Raw genomic sequence first — 16,680 nt, 5'->3', positions numbered from 1 at the left:
GCGAGTATCACCGGACGGACGCCGCACCCGGGCCCGCTACGGGAGAGGCGGGTCGGACGAGACGGACGTGACGACTGTTCCCGCCATCAGGGCCGAGGCACGCGCGTCAGGGCGTGGTGGTGAGCGCCCGGAAGCGGCCCCACCGACTGGGTCCGACGTCGGAGTCCGCGCGCACCGTCACCTGGTAGGTCGTGCCGGGACGCAGCCCGTCCCATCGGTACGTCCGCACGTTCCCGGGCACGGTCACGTAGCTCCAGGCGGTCCAGCCGGTGGCCTTCTGACGGCGGATCGCCGCGGTGTACGAGGTGATCGGCGCTCCCTGTGCGGTGCCGTTCCACCAGCCGAACCGGACGTAGCTCCGCCCGGCGGTCAGCTGCCGATCCGTTCCAGGAGCCACCGGGACGGTGGCCGGCACTGCTTCCACGAACCTCGTCCACGCACTGTTGCCGACGCTCGTGTGGGACAGCACTCGATAGCGGTACCGGCGGCCGTTGTCCAGCCCGCGGAAGTTGGTGGCCAGCTGCCCGGCCGGGACCGAGCGATAGGTCGCTGGGTGCCAGCCCTGGAAGCTCGGCCCCCAGAGCTCCTGGGAGATCACGTACCGGTCCACGGCAACAGCTCGCGAGGCGGGCGGCGTCCAGGCCACCCGGGCGGTCCTGTCGCCTCGCCGGACTGCGACGGCGGCCGGTTCGCTGGAGGTGACGGTGCTGGTCGGGAGGCAGCCGTTGTCCAGTGCCGGGGTCGACCGGGTGACCTTGGGGATGTCGTTCCAGGAGGCGTGCCCCCAGACGGTCGGGAAGGCGCGTCGGGTCGTGCCCTCGCAGCCCCACAGCGGCCCCGGGTCCACCCGCTTGCCCTTGATGCCCCCGGTGCGCACCTCGAAGTGCAGGTAGTTGGTCGTGCACGGCAGCACGTCGCCGCTGTGCCCCATCGTGCCGATCCGGGTGGACGGTGTGACCAGCTGACCCTCACGCGCCGTGACCGTGTCGAGGTGGGTGTACTTCGTGACGACGCCGCCCCCGTGGTCGATCCAGACCCACGTCCCGGCGGCTTCCGCCGTGCTGGTCCGGCAGGAGGTGTCCAGGGAGCCGATGTGGAAGATCCCCGCGCCGGCCGCGTGGATCGGGTCGCCCTGGTCACCGAGCAGGTCCAACGCCCAGTAGCCGTGGTAGGGCCCGGGGCAGTTGGTGTAGGTGCAGGACACCCGCGCCGGCTCACGGAGTGGCAACCACACCGGGTCGCTGAAGGGCCGCGCGGCGCTGGGCACCCAGGTGACCTGGGTCGCGGCCGCAGTGGTCGTTTCGGCGCGAGCCGCCGCCGCGCCGGGGACCGCCTCCGGTGCGGCGATCACAGCGACCAGCGACACGGCCAGCGCGGCCATCGAGCGGCGCGACAGGTGCAGCGCGAACATGCGGTGTCCTCTCCAGAAAGGTCAGGGGAGAGTTCGGCCGATGAGGAGCGGTCTTGAGCTGGACCGGTGGCGCCCTCCTCTTCCGGCCAGCTGTCGAGCCGAGCGGATCGAGACTGCTCAGCGCGTCGCCGCCGTCCCACAGCCGCGCACCAGCCCGAGTGCCCGCAGTGCAATCCGGATGTGCATACGACTGACGCAGCAACTGTCTACGAGACCGGGACGGCGGGGCCGTGGCGGGTCGTGGCTCCGGCGCCGGAGCATCCGGGCTGAGCGGCTCGCCGCCCCACCGGATCTCGGTGGCGTCGTCCACTCGTGGGTACCATCCCGGCTCGACGTCGGGGGAGGCTGGTCAAGATCGTAAGACGGATGGCTCGAGAGGCACGACGCAGAGTGCTGTGTCGTGCGAGGGCACGGCTTAAGACCTCGGAGACCCCGGCGCCGCGTGAGATCACCTACTTGGCGGTGATCAACGGAGACGACCTGTGGATCTCCGCCGACGTGCCGGCCTGGCCGGGGGCTGAGCTCGTGGCAGTTCGCCGCAAGCACCGGGATGTCCGACCTCTGCCCGCACCGACGCTCGCCGACATGATCGGGCAGCAGGCGCGACCGAGTGCCCTGCTCGCCGCTGGATCGCTCGCGGACCTCCTGACCGCTCAAGACGAGGGCATCTGGGACCTGGCGGTGAGGGCGCCGGGCCACTCGCCCGTGCGTTTGCGACTGGGCGAGCGCGCACAGCTGTACCCGGTCCCCCCCGCCAGCCCCGTGGCCGGGAGCAGCGGCTTAATCATCACCCCATACCGCACCGCGGATGGGCTGGCGGCCTTGCGGGTGGCCGCCGCGCCCACGAGCGTCGAGGTATCGGAGCTCGTGAGCGAGCCGGGGCGGCTGGCACTGACGGTTGAGCTCGTCCGGTGGTCCGGGCCAGAACCCACCGCACTGGTCCTCGCCCAGCGTGGCGGTACGGGCCGGGTCTCCGTCCCGCTCGCCCTGACCGACCGGACCGCGGCAGTGACCGTGCCCTTGGACCAGGTCGCCCAGGAGGCGGTGAGCACGCCCACGTCGGTTTGGGACGTCTTCGTACAGAGCTCCGATGGACTTACTCGATGCGGGCGCACCGCTCGGGACGTCAGCGATCCGCGGCGGGTCTACCGGTACGTCACCTCCAGCTACCAACCTCCGGCGACCGGCCCCGTCCTGGTGTTCCGCCCCTACTTCACGAAGGACCGGTACCTAGCAGTGGAGATCGACACGAACCAGCAGGCAGCGCCGCGAGGATGAAGATCGTCTACCTGCTCACCTGGCCGTTCGAGATGGGCGGCACCGAACGAAGCATCATCACGCAGGCCGAGGCCATGGCCCACCGCCACCAGGTAGAGATCGTCGGGGTGATCTCGTCGCGGCCAGAGCCGTTCTTCCCCATACCGACGGCCGTGGCCCATCGGGTCCTCGTTCGAACGGACGCCGAGGGCCTGCCGTCAGCGGTCGAGGGAGTCGACCTGCCGCCCAGGAGGCTGGAGGAGCTTCATGCAGCTCCGTCCAGGTTGATCCCCGGCGGTTGGGAGTCTGCCTTCAGCCAGCTCACGGACCTCGCGATGACTCGCTGGCTGAGGGAGCTGGACTGCGACGTGCTGGTGACCACCACGCCTGCCCTGCTGGCGATCGGTTCGGAGCTGGCACCTCATCGGGTCGTGGTGGTACACCAGGAGCACCGGACGTCCGAACGCCGAGGGGCGACGCTGGCACCCCTGATGAGCCATGGTCCACGCGTCGACGCGGTCGCCTTCCTCACGACTCCTTCCGTGGAGCACTTCCGTGATGCCTGGGGCTCTGCAGCCCCCACCCTGATCCAGGTGCTCAACCCCCTGACGCCCGATCTGCGGCCGGTCAGCGGCCACAAGCGCCCGCTCATCGTCGCTGCAGGCCGGTTGACAGCTGAGAAGCGGTTCGACCACCTGATCGATGCGTTCGCGCCCATAGCTGAGGCCCATCCGCAGTGGACGCTGCGGTTGTTCGGCAGCGGTCCCCAGGAGCCCGCCCTGCGACGGCAGATCTCACGCAAACAGCTCACCGATCAGGTGGAGATCATGGGTCCGAGCTCCGTCATGAGCGCGGAGTGGGCGGCCGCGAGCATTGCGGCTCTGTCCTCACGCAACGAGGGCCTTTCCTTGGTGATCCAAGAGGCCATGGCGGCTGGCACACCCGTCGTCAGCTACGCATGCCCGAACGGCCCCGCCCAGCTCATCACTCACGGCGTCGACGGACTGCTCGTCGAGAACGGTAACGTCGGCGAACTGACGACGGCTCTGATCTCGCTCGTCCGGGACGGCGAGCGGCGGCAGGCACTCGGCGAGGCAGCGAGACTCCGTGCCCGTGCCTTCGCCGCCGAGACGATCGCCGAGACTTGGGAGGGGCACTTCCTCGACCTGTTGGCCGACGTCCGTGACGGCGAGACGCGTCTCGAGCGGGTGATCCGCCGAACGCTCGACCCGCCGCGCCATCGTCCGTCTCGACGGGACGCAGCCGACGACGTGGTCATCGACACACCGCTTGTCCCGCCGGCGGCTCCCAGCGGGACCACGGGCACCGACACTGTGGATCAGCCACTCAGACCGTCATCCCGGGAGAAGATACTGCTCCTAGCCGGTTCCGAGGTCGCGGCGAACACCGCACTGCTCCCTGAGGACGCCCGGCAGGAGAACCTGCGAATCGCCGTAGAGGCCATCGCCGTCACCGGGTCGCCCGGTTTCCGGCTGCCCGGGCCTGGGGCCCGGACGACCATAGTCGTTCCGGATCGCGACCGCCGCCGGATCGCCGAGGCCCTGTCCCGGGCCGCAGACGTCGGCGGGCTGTACGTCGCTGCGGTGGATCAGAATGGTAGGGCCAGCCGAGGAGTGCTGACCGACGAGGCCTACGACTTCTGGCGCTCCGAACCCACACGAGTACGCCTCTTCCGGCGGTGGGCCGACCCTCAGCGCACCCTCCTCTACGGGGCCGAATTGGGATGCGATCTGGCGTTCTGGCATGACGAGGGTGATCACTTGGTCGGCCACGGGGAGGGGATCGTGTCAGAGATACCGTGGGAGTGGCTGACCGAGCGGACCACGGTCACACACGGTGGAGTTCCCGTGGCCGAGTTGTCCCGGCTGTCCGGGTTCACCTCCGTCGACACCGTCACCTTCGACATCGACGCCGTCTACACCTGGGTCGACGGCAGTGACCCAGCGTGGCTGACCACGAGGCGCAGCCGACGGGCGGAGGCGGGCGGACGTCTCCACCTCGAGGCGGACAGCGAGGCACGCTATCGGTCGCGTGACGAGCTGCGGTATTCGCTGCGATCCCTGGAATACCACGCACCCTGGGTCCGACACGTCTTCCTCGTGACTGCCGGCCAGGTGCCCAGCTGGGTCGCCGAAGACCATCCCGGCCTCACGATCGTCGACCACCGAGATCTGTTCCAACGACCCGCTGACCTGCCCACCTTCAACTCACACGCGATCGAGTCACAGCTCCATCACATCGACGGACTGGCGGACCACTTCCTGTACGTCAACGACGACGTCTTCTTCGGCCGACCCGTCTCGCCCGACATGTTCTTCACGCCGGGCGGCCTTCCCCGGGTCTTTAAGTCACCGACGCTGGTCGGCTTCCCCTCTGGGGAGGCGCCGCCGCACGTGCGCGCCGCATTGAACAACCGCGCGCTGCTACGGCGGGATTTCGGCCGGACGATCACGAATGGCATGTTGCACGTGGCACACCCCATGCGTCGGTCGCTGCTGACCGAGTTGGAGGAGCGATACCCGGTCGAGTACGCCCTCACAGCCGGGCATCCCTTCCGTCACGACGAGGACCTGTCGGTCACCTCCTCACTGGTCCAGCACTACGGCCTTCTTACAGGTCAAGCCGTGTACGGGAACATCCGAGCGGCATACGTCGGACTGGGCGGCGACGACATCGGCCGACGACTGGGGCAACTCCTCACGGAGCGCAACTTCGACGTCTTCTCCATCGGGGACTTCCACGACACGGGGCTGCCAGAGGAAGAGGTCGACGACATGGTCCGCTCGTTCCTCCAGGCCTACTGGCCCTTTCCGGGCCGCTACGAGAGCTGAGGCGCCTCGCCGCGGGAGTCAGACGGTCTGCGGCGAGGTGCCCGTGACCGGGGTGCCCCCCTTTGAGTGGGACATCCTCTCGAAGCTGCTGGGCAGGGGGAAGTACCGGCTCAGGAACGAGTGCAGCATCTGCTGCTGCACCGCGGGGTCGACACCGGACGTGTCGTGGTCGTTGAGGCAGAAGGTGTCGTAGTTGCGGGAGGCGAGCATCCGCTCCAGCCGCCGCGCGGTCTCCGGCGCAGCGATGTCGGCGTACATGTAGCGCATCCGCCCTTCCACCGCCCGCCCGCTCAGGTAGGCGTAGTGGTGGTGCAACGAGGAGACGATGGAAAGGTCTGCCGGGCTGCGGAACTGGTGGCCCGCCGTCGCCGCGAACTCCGCGGCAAACCGCTCCTCCATCTCCAGGAGCAGGTCGCGGTGCAGGCTCTGCGGGACGTGCTTGAACTTGTTCGTGACCACTCGGTCGAAGGCCTTGAACAGCAGGTCCCGGTTGTTCTTCCCCCCACTCATCACCGGCCGGTCGAACGCACCGGTACCGCCGAGACCCAGCTTCGCGGTCGAGGTGAAGAAGCGGGCCAGTCCGTTGCCGTCGAAGAACGTCTGTGGAGCGACCGGCCGGCCGAAGAAGAAGTCGTCGTTCAGGTAGAGGAAGTGGTCGCTGAGTCCGGGGACGTGGTGCAGCTGCGACTCGATCGCGTGCGAGTTGAACGTCGGCAGCTTCCCCCGGTCAGCGAACAGCTCCCGGTGGCTCACCACGGTGATGCGCGGGTTCGAGACGTCCAGCCAGTCGGGCACCTGGTCATCGGTCACCAGGTAGACGTGCCGCACCCAGCTGGCGTACATGTCCAGCGACCGCAGCGAGTAGCGGAGCTCGTCCCGGGACAGGAAGCGCGACTCGTTGCTGGCGAACTCGTTCAGCTCACCGAGACCCACGGCGGCGTGCGCCGCCGCCTTGCGCTCCTGCCACGCCGGGTCGCTGCCGTCGACCCAGGTGTAGACCACGTCGATGGGGAAGTCGACGTCGAACGCGTGCCGCCCGGTGAGGGCCGGGACCGCCGGACGCTCGACCCCGTCGACGACCCAGCGCGCCGGCTCACCGATGTCTCCGGGCACCGCGTCCACCCAGCGGTTCCGCCGCGGGGCCACCCAGGACCCGGCACACAGCGGCTCACCCGTCTGGTGGTCGTCCGGCACGTCCTCGGCGAGCTCCCGCCAGAACTCCAGCACACAGCCCAGCTCGGGGCCGGCCAGTGCCTCGCCCGACCCGGCTGCCGCCTGGACCTGGAACACCGTGGCGGCCGTGGGTCCGGTGGAGGACCCCGCCAGCGAACCGAGGCGCACGCTCGGCCGGTCCCCCCGGGGGCTCAGCTCACGGACGTAGACCGGCATCCGGTCACCCGCCGCCACCAGGGCCGCCCAGGCCGCGGTCCGGTCGGTGTCGGCCACGGCCAGCACCCGCCGGCGGTTCACCGGGGCCTCGACGACGAGGTACCGCACGCCGGCCCGCTCGAGGGCGTCGGCGACGAAGGCGGCATTGGCGGCGAGGGTGTCCGCCGCGCGGAACCGGTCGACCGGCCGGGCGAGAAAGCGTTCGTTGCGGTAGCGCACGACCGTGAGCGGCCCGTCGACGTCCGGCTCGGCCGCGCGCCGCATCCGCTCGAACCGCGCTGCGGTGACGCGCTTCTGCCACGCGGTCGTCCCCGTGCCCACGTCCCGTGCCAGCCGCCACGCGGGCGCGGGGAGGACGCGGTGGGCCTGCTGCTGCAGGCGCACGGGGACCCTGCTCGTGAGACTGGGGCTCATCGTTCTCTCCGGCATCCGGTCGGTCGCGGTGCCGACGGGCACTCGCTCATGAGTCCTTGCCGTCCTGCGCGGCGTAGGAAGTGAGGACGTCGTCCATCGGCCCGTCCTCGACGAGCCGCCCCTGCCGCAGGTACAGGCCGCGGGTGCAGAACCGACGGAGGTCCCGGTCGCTGTGCGAGACCAGGAACAGGGTCCGCCCCTCGGCGATCAGCTCGTCGATCCGGGCGTAGCACTTGCGCTTGAAGGCCTTGTCGCCGACGGCGAGCACCTCGTCCACCAGGATCACGGGCTCCTCCAGCCGGGAGACCACCGCGAAGGCGACCCGCACCTGCATGCCGCTGGAAAGGTGCTTGTACGGGGTGTCGAGGAACTCCGAGATCTCGGCGAAGTCCACGATCTCGTCGAACCGCTCGGCGATCATCGCCTTGGACATGCCGTGCAGACCCGCCGTCAGACCGATGTTGTCGCGAACGGTGAGGTCGGCGACGAAACCACCGGTGATCTCGATCAGCGGAGCGACCCCCTCGCGGACGGTCACCTGGCCCCGGTCGGGGAGCAGGACGCCGGCGATGAGCTTGAGCAGCGTCGACTTGCCCTGCCCGTTGCGGCCGACCACGCCGATGGCCTCACCCGGCCGGACGTCGAAGGAGACGTCGTCCAGGGCCCAGAACTCCCCCGGACGCGTACCGCGGTCGGCACGCAGCGCCCAGTCACGCAGGCTGCGCTGCCGCCGGCCGCGCTGGAAGCGGACCCCGACGTCCCGAACCGAGATGACCGGCCGCAGGTCGATCGCCGTCGCCATCAGATCTCCTTCAGCACGGTGCGCTCGAGCCGGGCGAAGACGGCCCACCCGCCGGCGAGGACGGCGAGGGAGAACACCACGGAGACCCCCACGTGGGCCCAGTTCAGCTGCTCGGGGAAGAAGCCGGCCCGGCACAGCTCGAAGATCCCGGACAGCGGGTTGAGTGCGAACAGCCCGGCCCATGGCCCCGGCACGTCGGAGACGGCGAAGATCACCGGTGAGGCGTAGAAGCCCAGTCGCAGCGCGATCCGTACGACCCTCTCCAGGTCGCGGACCAGCACGATCATCGGGGCGAGCATCAGGCCCAGGCCGAGCAGGAGCGTCGCCTGCAGCAGCACCGCCGGGACGAGCAACAGGATCCGCCAGTTCACCGACGCCGCCTGGACGAGCGCGAAGAGGAAGAGCACCGGCAGGCTGAGGACGAACTCGATGCCCTTGGACACCACCACCCGCAGCACCCAGATCTCCCGGGGCACGTTGGTGGACCGGACCAGCTTCGCGTCGCTGCGCAACGCCTTCGCCGTGTCTCCGACCGCGGTGTTGAACCACGTCCAGGGCAGTAGCCCGGCCAGCAGGAAGACGATGTAGGGCTCCGCGCCCACCGACCGGGCGAAGACCTGGGTGAAGACGAACCAGTAGATGCCCGCCATCAGCAGCGGCTCGAGCACCGACCACAGGTAGCCCAACGAGGAGGACGCGTAGCGCACCTTGAGGTCACGGGCCACCAGCAGGCGGAGGGCCCGCCGCCGTCCCCACAACGCCACGACCCGCCGCGCGGGACCTCGCCGGCGGGCCGCGACCAGTTCGGTGCTGCCCGCCATGCCCTCAGACGGTAGACAGGCGACGCGCTCCAGGTCCTCGGAGGTGCGCAGGGTCACCGGCCGCGACCGCCCGGCCGCCGGCCGAACAGGAAGCCCGCACCCCAGCTGAGGTGGATGGTGGCGAGCACTGCCGGGAACCAGGCACGGGCGCGCCAGCCCAGGTCCCGGCTCTGCAGCACCGAGGCCCCCAGCACGCCGAGTCCGTAGGCCACCGGGGCCAGCCAGCCCCACAGGAGGGCGGGCACCCCGACCGTCGCTGCGGCCAGACCCGCTGCGGCGCCCAGGAGGATCGCGCAGACGACCAGCGGTGGTGCCAGGTACCGGGCGCAGATGGTGTCCGGGTACTGCCGGATGACCTCGCGGCGCCACCGACCGGTCGCGTAGAACTGGCGGGCGAGCTCGACCCAGGAGGACCGCGGCCGGTAGGTGACGGCGAGGTCCGGGGAGAACCAGACGAGCTCGCCGGCCTGCCGGATCCGGTGGTTCAGCTCCCAGTCCTGTGCGCGCTGGTAGTGCTCGTTGAACCCACCCAGTCGCTGCAGGACCTCGCGCCGGAAGACCCCGAGGTAGACGGAGTCGGCCGGGCCCTCGACGCCCCCGACGTGGAAGCTCCCGCCGCCCAGCCCGACCGGCGAGCGGTAGGCCTGGGCGACGGCCTGCTCGAACCCCGTCACACCGACCGCGAGCATGAGCCCGCCGACGTTGGCGGCGCCGGTGGACTCCAGCAGGCAGACGGCCCGCTCCAGGTAGCCGGGGAGCAGGATGCCGTGCCCGTCGACCCGGGCGACGATCTCATGACTGGCCGCCAGCACGCCGACGTTGAGCCCCGCAGGCGTCTTGCCCGTCGGGTTCCGCACCAGCTTCACGCGGGAGTCGGAGGCGGCGAGCTCCCGGGCCACGCGGTCCGTGTCGTCCCGCGACGGTCCCAGGGCGATGATCAGTTCGAGCTCGCCGAGGTAGTGCTGGGCGAGGATCTCGCCGACGCTCTCGGCCAGGTGCCGGGACTCGTTCAGCACGGGCATGACCACGGAGATCGACGGCCAGGCGCGCTGGCTGGTGGGAGCCGGCCACTCGATCGGGTGACCGCTCGACGCCTCCGTGACCGTCTCTGTCATGCCGGGGACTCTAAGTACACGAACGGCCACAATTGGCTCGAACGGGACGCTTCGGCAACTACTGCCATCACTCATCTGCACCGCCGATCCCGGCAGTCACACCCGTCTCACGCACCCCATCGACCTGGTGCCGGACACCCTCACTGCGGTCATCCCGAGGGCGGTGTGCAGATCGACCGCACAGCGTTCCTGACAGACCTCCCGGCTGCCGCGGACATCGCGGTCTCCCCGGTGGATGACAGCGCCGTCGGGTGCGCAGCGTGATCCCGGCGGGCGTGGTCCGGCCCGGAGGGCCGGGACCTCACAGCAGGCGGTTGGTCGCCGCCCAGCGGGTGAGCTCGTTGCGGTTGGACAGCTGCAGCTTGCGCAGCACGTTGGAGGCGTGGGACTCCACCGTCTTCACCGAGATGAACAGCCGCTGGCCGATCTCCCGGTAGGTGTAGCCGCGGGCCAGCAGCTGCATCACCTCCCGCTCCCTGGCCGACAGCAGGTCCAGGCCCGGGTCGGTGGCCGGGTCGTCGGCGGGCGCGGGGGCGGCGGGGCCGGCGGAGAAGGCGTCGAGCACGAAGCCGGCCAGCCGGGGGCTGAAGACCACGTCGTCCTCGGCGACCCGGCGCACGGCGTCCCGCAGGTCGGCCCCGGAGATCGTCTTGGTGACGTACCCCCGCGCCCCGGCCCGGATGACCGCGATGACGTCCTCGGCGGCGTCGGAGACCGACAGCGCCAGCCACCTCGTCGCGGGCAGCTCCGCACGCAGCGACTCCAGGACGGCGTGACCGCCACCGCCGGGCAGGTGGACGTCGAGCAGGACGACGTCCGGTGTGCTGGCCCGGATGCCGGCCACCGCGGTCGGGACGTCGGCGGCCTCGCCGACCACCTCGACCTCCTCGCCCAGCTCGGCGCGCACCCCGGCGCGGACCATCGCGTGGTCGTCGACCAGGAAGACCCGGGTGCGGCTCACGCCGTCGCCTCCGTCCGCTCGCGTGGGAGGCAGAGCTCCACCTCGGTCCCCTCTCCCGGCGCGGAGCGCACCGTCGCCGTGCCGCCCAGCCGGGTCAGCCGTCCCACCACCGAGTCGCGCAGTCCTCGCCGGTCGCCCGGCACGGCGGTGGGGTCGAACCCGGTCCCGCGGTCCCGGACGAACACCGTCACCGAGCCGGGCGTCACCTCGCTGTACAGCGACACCGACGGTGCGCCGGAGTGCTTGGCGGCGTTCACCACCGCCTCCCGGGCGGCCTGACCGAGGGTGGCGACGGCGTCGTCCACGGGCAGGTCACCGACGACGACCGGGTCGACGGTGACGGCGTGGTCGGCCTCCACCTCGGCGACCAGGCGGGCGACCAGCCCGGCCCAGGTGCCACCCGTGGCGACGGTCGGCTCGTACAGCCACGCCCGCAGCTCCCGCTCCTGGCTGCGCGCCAGCCGGCCCACCACCGTGGGGTCGGCGGCGTGCCGCTGGATCAGCGCGAGCGTCTGCAGCACCGAGTCGTGCAGGTGGGCGGCGACCGCGGCGCGCTCCTCCGAGCGGATCCGGGCCGCCCGCTCGGTCGCGCGCTGGTCCAGCAGCCGGCGCCACAGCGGGGCGGTCGCCAGCGCCACGCCGACGAGGATCACCACGGTGGCGGTGAAGCCGTTGCGGGCGTTGGCCAGCTGCCCGGTGGTGGCCAGCAGCAGCACCACGCCGACCACGCCGACCACGACACCGGCGGCCAGCCCCCAGCGGCTGGTGCGGCGGGAGAGCGAGGCGTCGCTGTCGGTCTGCCGCCAGATCACCGCCAGGCCGATCCCGGCGAGCACCAGCGGCAGGACGACGTCGTAGCCGCCGAAGGTGAGCAGCTGCGAGACCAGCCCGAAGACGACGAACGAGAGCAGCGCCAGCAGGATCAGCTGGCGGCGGCTGGGTCGCTGCCCGATCACGGCCGTCGGTGTGCTGTCCCCGGACGGGTCGGCGACCGGCATGGTCAGCCACAGCAGGGCATAGGCGACGACGCCGACGCCGGTGAACGCCAGCCCGACGACGACGACCCGGACCACCAGCGGGTCCAGGCGCAGGTGCGCGGCCGTGCCGGCGACCACCCCGGCCAGCAGCCGGCCCGAGGCCGGCCGCGCCAGCGGGGGCCGGGCCGGCCGGCCGTCGGGGGACCGGGCCGCGGACGGGGCGGGCTGCCCGGCCGTCGGCGCGGTGCTGGTGGTCACGACAGCGATGGTGTCACCGTCCCCGCGCCGCGCACACCGGTGATCACCCGGAGGCAGGGCGGTCGGCGCGGATCAGGGTCGGTCCAGGGGGTTCCCTGATACCGCGAGGGCGACCGCGGCGGCAGGCTCGTGGCATGACCTCAGCACTCCCTCCCTCCGCCCCGCCCCCGGCGGCCGAACAGCCGCCGGGCTCCTGGCCGCCCCCGCCGCCACCGCCGCCGGGCCAGGTCGCGCGGCCACCGCTGCGCCGCAGCCGCACGGACCGGGTGATCGGCGGCGTCGCCGGCGGCCTGGCCGAGTACACCGGTGTCGACGCCCTGCTGTGGCGGGTGGGCGCCATCGCGCTGACCCTCGCCGGCGGCAGCGGCCTGATCATCTACGTGCTGCTGTGGCTGCTCATGCCGGCCGCCCCCGCCGCCCCGCCCGGCCAGCCCGGGGTCCCGGAGCAGACCCGGACCGGCCCGCGTTCGCCGGTGCCCGGCGTGACGGTGGCGGCGCTGCTGATCATCGCCGGCATCGCGGTGATGCTCGACCAGTTCACCACCGTGGACCTGGGCGCCCGCGGGGTGCTGGGCGCGGCCCTGCTGATCGTCGGCGTCGGCCTGGTGTTCGGCGCGCTGACCGGGATCAGCCGGGGCGCCAAGGGCGGGCTCATCGGGCTGGGCCTGCTGCTGTCCGTGGCGCTGGCGATCGCCTCGACGGTCGACGTCCCGTCGGGGAGCGTGGGCGACCGCACGTGGCGCCCGGCGTCGGCCGCCGCGGTGCAGTCGGAGTACCAGAACGGGGCCGGTGACCTGCTGCTGGACCTGCGCGACGTGGACCTGGACGACCTGGACTCCCCGATCACCACCCGGATCGACTCGGGGGTCGGTGACATCGACGTCATCGTGCCCTTCTCCGCCGACGTGCAGCTGGAGGTCGTCCAGGGGCTCGGCGCGACCGACCTGTTCGGCGACAGCGTGGAGACCGGCTTCTTCCCCGGCCGCGGCACGGCCGACTGGTCCGGGGACTCCGAGCCGGAGTTCGAGATCACCATCAACTCCGGTCTGGGCGACGTGGAGGTGTCCCGTGGCTGAGCACGACGACTACGGACGGCGGGACACGGAGGTGTTCCCGCAGGGCACCCTCGGCGGCTCCACCGCTTCCTCGACCGCCTCCCCCACCGAGCCCGACCGGCGACGGGACCTCGACGCCGGTGCGCTGGTCGCCGGGGTGCTGTTCATCCTGGTGGCGGTGCTGCTGATGGCCGGGGTGGACCTGGACCTGGACTGGTTCGGCAACGGGGTCGCCTGGGTCATCCTGATCGGGGCCGGCGTCGCGCTGCTGGTCAACGAGTGGCGCAAGGCCCGCCGCCGCAGCTGAGGGCAGCCGCCGCGGACCGGGGGCGGGCGGGGTCACCCGGCACCCACCGAGGCACAGCGACATCCGACCGCGAGGGCCCGGGGAGCGACCGCTCCCCGGGCCCTCGTCACCGGCTGACGACCGCCAGGGCGACCGTGGCGACGTAGATGACGGGTATCAGCAGGCCCTCGAACCCGATGCCCTTCCGGTCGCGCATCACCAGGCCGGCGGTGAGCACGGCGATCAGCAGCATGGTGCCGCCTAGCAGGATCAGGCTGGTCGAGCCGGCGTCCCGGTACAGCGAGCCGTTCAGGTAGCCGAGGTCCGCGACGGCGATCATCAGCATGTCGAAGACGTTCCCGCCGACGATGTTGCCGACGCCGAGGGTGAGCTGCCCCATCCGCACCGCGGTGACCAGCACGACCAGCTCGGGCAGCGAGCTCACGGCCGTGGTCAGCGTGAACCCGATGATGCCGCCCTCCAGGCCGGTGCCCGCCGCGACGCCGAGGCCGGCCTGCCCGACGACCCAGCCGGCCACCCCGACGATCAGCCCCCACACGGCGAGGGTGGCCCACAGCCGGGGGGTGGACCGGTCGGAGCCGTCGTCCTCGTCCGCGTGGTCGCCCTCGGTCGCCGAGGTGTGGGTGGGCACCCACATCGGGTGGTCGTGCATCCTGCGCAGCAACCGCAGCCCGTAGGCGTAGAGGAGGGGGATGAGCAGCGTCACCGGGTGGATCCAGCCCAGTGTCAGCTGCGGGGTCGCGTAGGCGATCACCGGCAGCGACAGCATCGCCATGAGGATCACCGACTGCATGACGTTCTCCAGCGACGCGGCCGCGTGCTCGAGGTTGGCCCGGCGGTACACCAGGTCGGCGATCGCCAGCCAGACGGTCTGCAGGGCGATCCCGCCGACCGGGTTCGCCAGCGCGAAGCCCGCGTCGCCCTCCAGGGCCCCGGTGAGGACGGTGACGTTGCCCGGCAGCGAGGTCACCGCGCCGAGCAGCAGCGCCCCGCCGATGGCGTCACCGAGGCCGGTGCGGTCGGCGAGCTCGTCGGCCGTCCGGGTCAGCCGGACGCCCACGAACACGATGACCGCGGCCATGGCGACCAGCGCGATCGCACTCGGGACGAGCGGCCACGTTCCGGTGGTCACCCGAGGGCCTCCAGGAGTCGACGATCAGATCGACGACAACCCGATCATGAGCTCCCAGCCCCCGCCACTCGGGCGGCCCCCGATCTCACGACAGGTGACGTTCCGGATCAACCTCGTGGCCCTGGCGCCCGCGACGAGCGCCGGCGAGGAGCGGTCAGGCCCGTCCCGGGCCACGCCGCGAGCTCGCTCGTGGTACTGGAGGACGGGCCCCTCGACTCAGGGAGACGTGACGGCCCGGATCACTCCCGTGGCTCTGGTGCCCGCGACGAGCGCCGGCGAGGAGCGGTCAGGCCCCGTCCCGGGCCCCGCCGCGAGCTTGCTCGTGGTGGGGAGGACGGGGTCCTCACTCCCACTCGATGGTGCCCGGGGGCTTGCTCGTCACGTCGAGCACGACCCGGTTCACCTCGGCCACCTCGTTGGTGATCCGGGTGGAGATCCTCGCCAGCACGTCGTAGGGCAGCCGGGTCCAGTCCGCGGTCATCGCGTCCTCGCTGGACACCGGGCGCAACACGATCGGGTGGCCGTAGGTGCGCCCGTCGCCCTGCACCCCCACGGAGCGGACGTCGGCCAGCAGCACCACCGGGCACTGCCAGATCTCGGTGTCCAGCTTCGCCGCGGTCAGCTCCTCGCGGGCGATCGCGTCGGCCTGGCGCAGCACGTCCAGCCGCTCCCGGGTGACCTCGCCGATGATCCGGATGCCCAGGCCCGGCCCGGGGAAGGGCTGGCGCTGCACGAGGGTGTCGGGCAGGCCCAGCTGCCGGCCGACCTCGCGCACCTCGTCCTTGAACAGCGTGCGCAGCGGCTCGACCAGGGTGAAGGTGAGGTCCTCGGGCAGCCCACCGACGTTGTGGTGGCTCTTGATGTTCGCCGTCCCGGTGCCGCCACCGGACTCGACCACGTCGGGGTAGAGCGTGCCCTGCACCAGGAAGTCGACGGTCTCGCCGTGCTCCTTGGCGTCGGCGATCACGTCGAGCGCGGCCTGCTCGAAGACCCGGATGAACTCCCGGCCGATGATCTTCCGCTTCGTCTCCGGGTCGCTGACCCCGGCCAGCGCGGCGAGGAACTGCTCGCTGGCGTCGACGACGCGCAGGTCGGCGCCGGTGACGGCGACGAAGTCCCGCTCGATCTGCTCGGTCTCCCCCTCGCGCATCAGCCCGTGGTCGACGTAGACACAGGTGAGCCGGTCACCGATGGCCCGCTGGACCAGCGCGGCGGCCACCGCGGAGTCGACCCCACCGGAGAGCCCGCAGATGGCCCGGCGGTCGCCGATCTGCGCCCGGATCGAGGCGACCTGCTCGTCGACGACGTTGGCCATCGTCCAGCTCGGCTCCAGGCCGGCGATGTCGAACAGGAAGTGCTCGAGCACCGTCTGCCCGTGCGGGGTGTTCTTCACCTCGGGGTGGAACTGCACCCCGGCCAGCCGCCGGTCGACGTCCTCGAAGGCCGCGACCGGGGCACCGGTGGAGGTGGCCGTGACGGTGAACCCGGGCGGCGCCGCGCTGACCGCGTCGCCGTGGCTCATCCACACCGACTGCTCGTTGGGCAGCTGGCCGAAGAGCTGACCGGGCGTGGTGACGGTCAGCGGGGTGCCGCCGTACTCCCGGTCCCCGGTGCGGGCGACGGTGCCGCCGAGGCTGGCGGCCATCGCCTGGAAGCCGTAGCAGATGCCGAAGGCAGGCACCCCCGCCTCGAAGACGGCCGGGTCGACCTGCGGCGCGCCCTCGGCGTAGACGCTGGAGGGACCCCCGGACAGCACGATCGCCGCCGGCTCGCGGGCCAGCAGCTCGGCCACCGGCACGTCGGAGCCGACCAGCTCGGAGTAGACGCCGGCCTCCCGGATCCGGCGGGCGATCAGCTGGGCGTACTGGGCACCGAAGTCGACGACCAGCACGGTCGGGAAGTCCATGTTCGACAGGCCACTGCTCATCT

13 protein-coding genes are annotated in these 16,680 nt (G+C 71.6%); 4 read left to right on the top strand and 9 right to left on the bottom strand.

Annotated elements, in window-relative coordinates:
* Positions 1 to 106: 106 nt before the first annotated feature.
* Positions 107 to 1,411, bottom strand: coding sequence for a peptidoglycan DD-metalloendopeptidase family protein (locus FB380_RS10340; protein WP_166754971.1), 1,305 nt, complete (start codon positions 1,409 to 1,411; stop codon positions 107 to 109).
* 462 nt (positions 1,412 to 1,873) lie between these two features.
* Here FB380_RS10340 and FB380_RS10335 point away from each other — a divergent pair, with 462 nt between their 5' ends.
* Entirely contained in the window at positions 1,874 to 2,689 is an 816-nt protein-coding gene (locus tag FB380_RS10335; protein WP_166754970.1) for a hypothetical protein, read from the top strand.
* Complete coding sequence (locus tag FB380_RS10330) at positions 2,686 to 5,520, top strand: stealth conserved region 3 domain-containing protein (protein WP_166754969.1); 2,835 nt, start codon at positions 2,686 to 2,688, stop codon at positions 5,518 to 5,520. The genes FB380_RS10335 and FB380_RS10330 overlap by 4 nt, the downstream gene beginning before the upstream one ends.
* Positions 5,521 to 5,538: 18 nt before the next feature.
* On the opposite strand, the gene FB380_RS10325 is transcribed toward FB380_RS10330, so the two are convergent.
* The 6 genes from FB380_RS10325 to FB380_RS10300 form a co-directional block, all read right to left on the bottom strand.
* Positions 5,539 to 7,293, bottom strand: a complete 1,755-nt coding sequence (locus FB380_RS10325; protein ID WP_166754968.1) for a stealth family protein — start codon at positions 7,291 to 7,293, stop codon at positions 5,539 to 5,541.
* Positions 7,294 to 7,369: 76 nt separating this feature from the next.
* The gene (locus FB380_RS10320; protein WP_425563413.1) at positions 7,370 to 8,041 is read right to left on the bottom strand and encodes an ABC transporter ATP-binding protein; all 672 of its coding nucleotides are present in this window, start codon (positions 8,039 to 8,041) and stop codon (positions 7,370 to 7,372) included.
* Positions 8,042 to 8,124: 83 nt separating this feature from the next.
* Positions 8,125 to 8,946, bottom strand: a complete 822-nt coding sequence (locus FB380_RS10315) for an ABC transporter permease (protein ID WP_166754967.1) — start codon at positions 8,944 to 8,946, stop codon at positions 8,125 to 8,127.
* Positions 8,947 to 8,999: 53 nt separating this feature from the next.
* Positions 9,000 to 10,061 (bottom strand): glycosyltransferase family 2 protein, encoded by a 1,062-nt coding sequence (locus FB380_RS10310; protein WP_166754966.1) that lies wholly within the window; start codon positions 10,059 to 10,061, stop codon positions 9,000 to 9,002.
* A gap of 301 nt (positions 10,062 to 10,362) precedes the next feature.
* The gene (locus tag FB380_RS10305; RefSeq protein ID WP_188959614.1) at positions 10,363 to 11,022 is read right to left on the bottom strand and encodes a response regulator; all 660 of its coding nucleotides are present in this window, start codon (positions 11,020 to 11,022) and stop codon (positions 10,363 to 10,365) included.
* The gene (locus tag FB380_RS10300) at positions 11,019 to 12,257 is read right to left on the bottom strand and encodes an ATP-binding protein (protein WP_166754965.1); all 1,239 of its coding nucleotides are present in this window, start codon (positions 12,255 to 12,257) and stop codon (positions 11,019 to 11,021) included. Before FB380_RS10300 ends, FB380_RS10305 begins: the two co-directional genes overlap by 4 nt.
* 134 nt (positions 12,258 to 12,391) lie before the next feature.
* Here FB380_RS10300 and FB380_RS10295 point away from each other — a divergent pair, with 134 nt between their 5' ends.
* Together FB380_RS10295 and FB380_RS10290 are read left to right on the top strand one after the other, a co-directional pair.
* On the top strand, positions 12,392 to 13,333 hold the full coding sequence (locus FB380_RS10295) for a PspC domain-containing protein (RefSeq protein ID WP_166754964.1): 942 nt from the start codon (positions 12,392 to 12,394) through the stop codon (positions 13,331 to 13,333).
* On the top strand, positions 13,326 to 13,619 hold the full coding sequence (locus tag FB380_RS10290; RefSeq protein WP_166754963.1) for a hypothetical protein: 294 nt from the start codon (positions 13,326 to 13,328) through the stop codon (positions 13,617 to 13,619). The genes FB380_RS10295 and FB380_RS10290 overlap by 8 nt, the downstream gene beginning before the upstream one ends.
* A gap of 106 nt (positions 13,620 to 13,725) precedes the next feature.
* Here FB380_RS10290 and FB380_RS10285 read toward each other — a convergent pair whose 3' ends face one another.
* Together FB380_RS10285 and guaA are read right to left on the bottom strand one after the other, a co-directional pair.
* A complete protein-coding gene (locus tag FB380_RS10285) occupies positions 13,726 to 14,751 on the bottom strand; it encodes a sodium:calcium antiporter (RefSeq protein ID WP_229682137.1) in 1,026 nt (341 codons plus the stop codon).
* 343 nt (positions 14,752 to 15,094) lie between these two features.
* Entirely contained in the window at positions 15,095 to 16,678 is a 1,584-nt protein-coding gene (gene guaA, locus FB380_RS10280; protein ID WP_166754962.1) for a glutamine-hydrolyzing GMP synthase, read from the bottom strand.
* Positions 16,679 to 16,680 lie beyond the last annotated feature (2 nt).

The sequence above is a fragment of the Modestobacter marinus genome (genome assembly GCF_011758655.1).
In the GTDB taxonomy this organism is placed as follows: domain Bacteria; phylum Actinomycetota; class Actinomycetes; order Mycobacteriales; family Geodermatophilaceae; genus Modestobacter; species Modestobacter marinus.
Note: the sequence above shows the minus strand (reverse complement) of the source record. Positions and strands in the feature narration are given on the sequence as shown.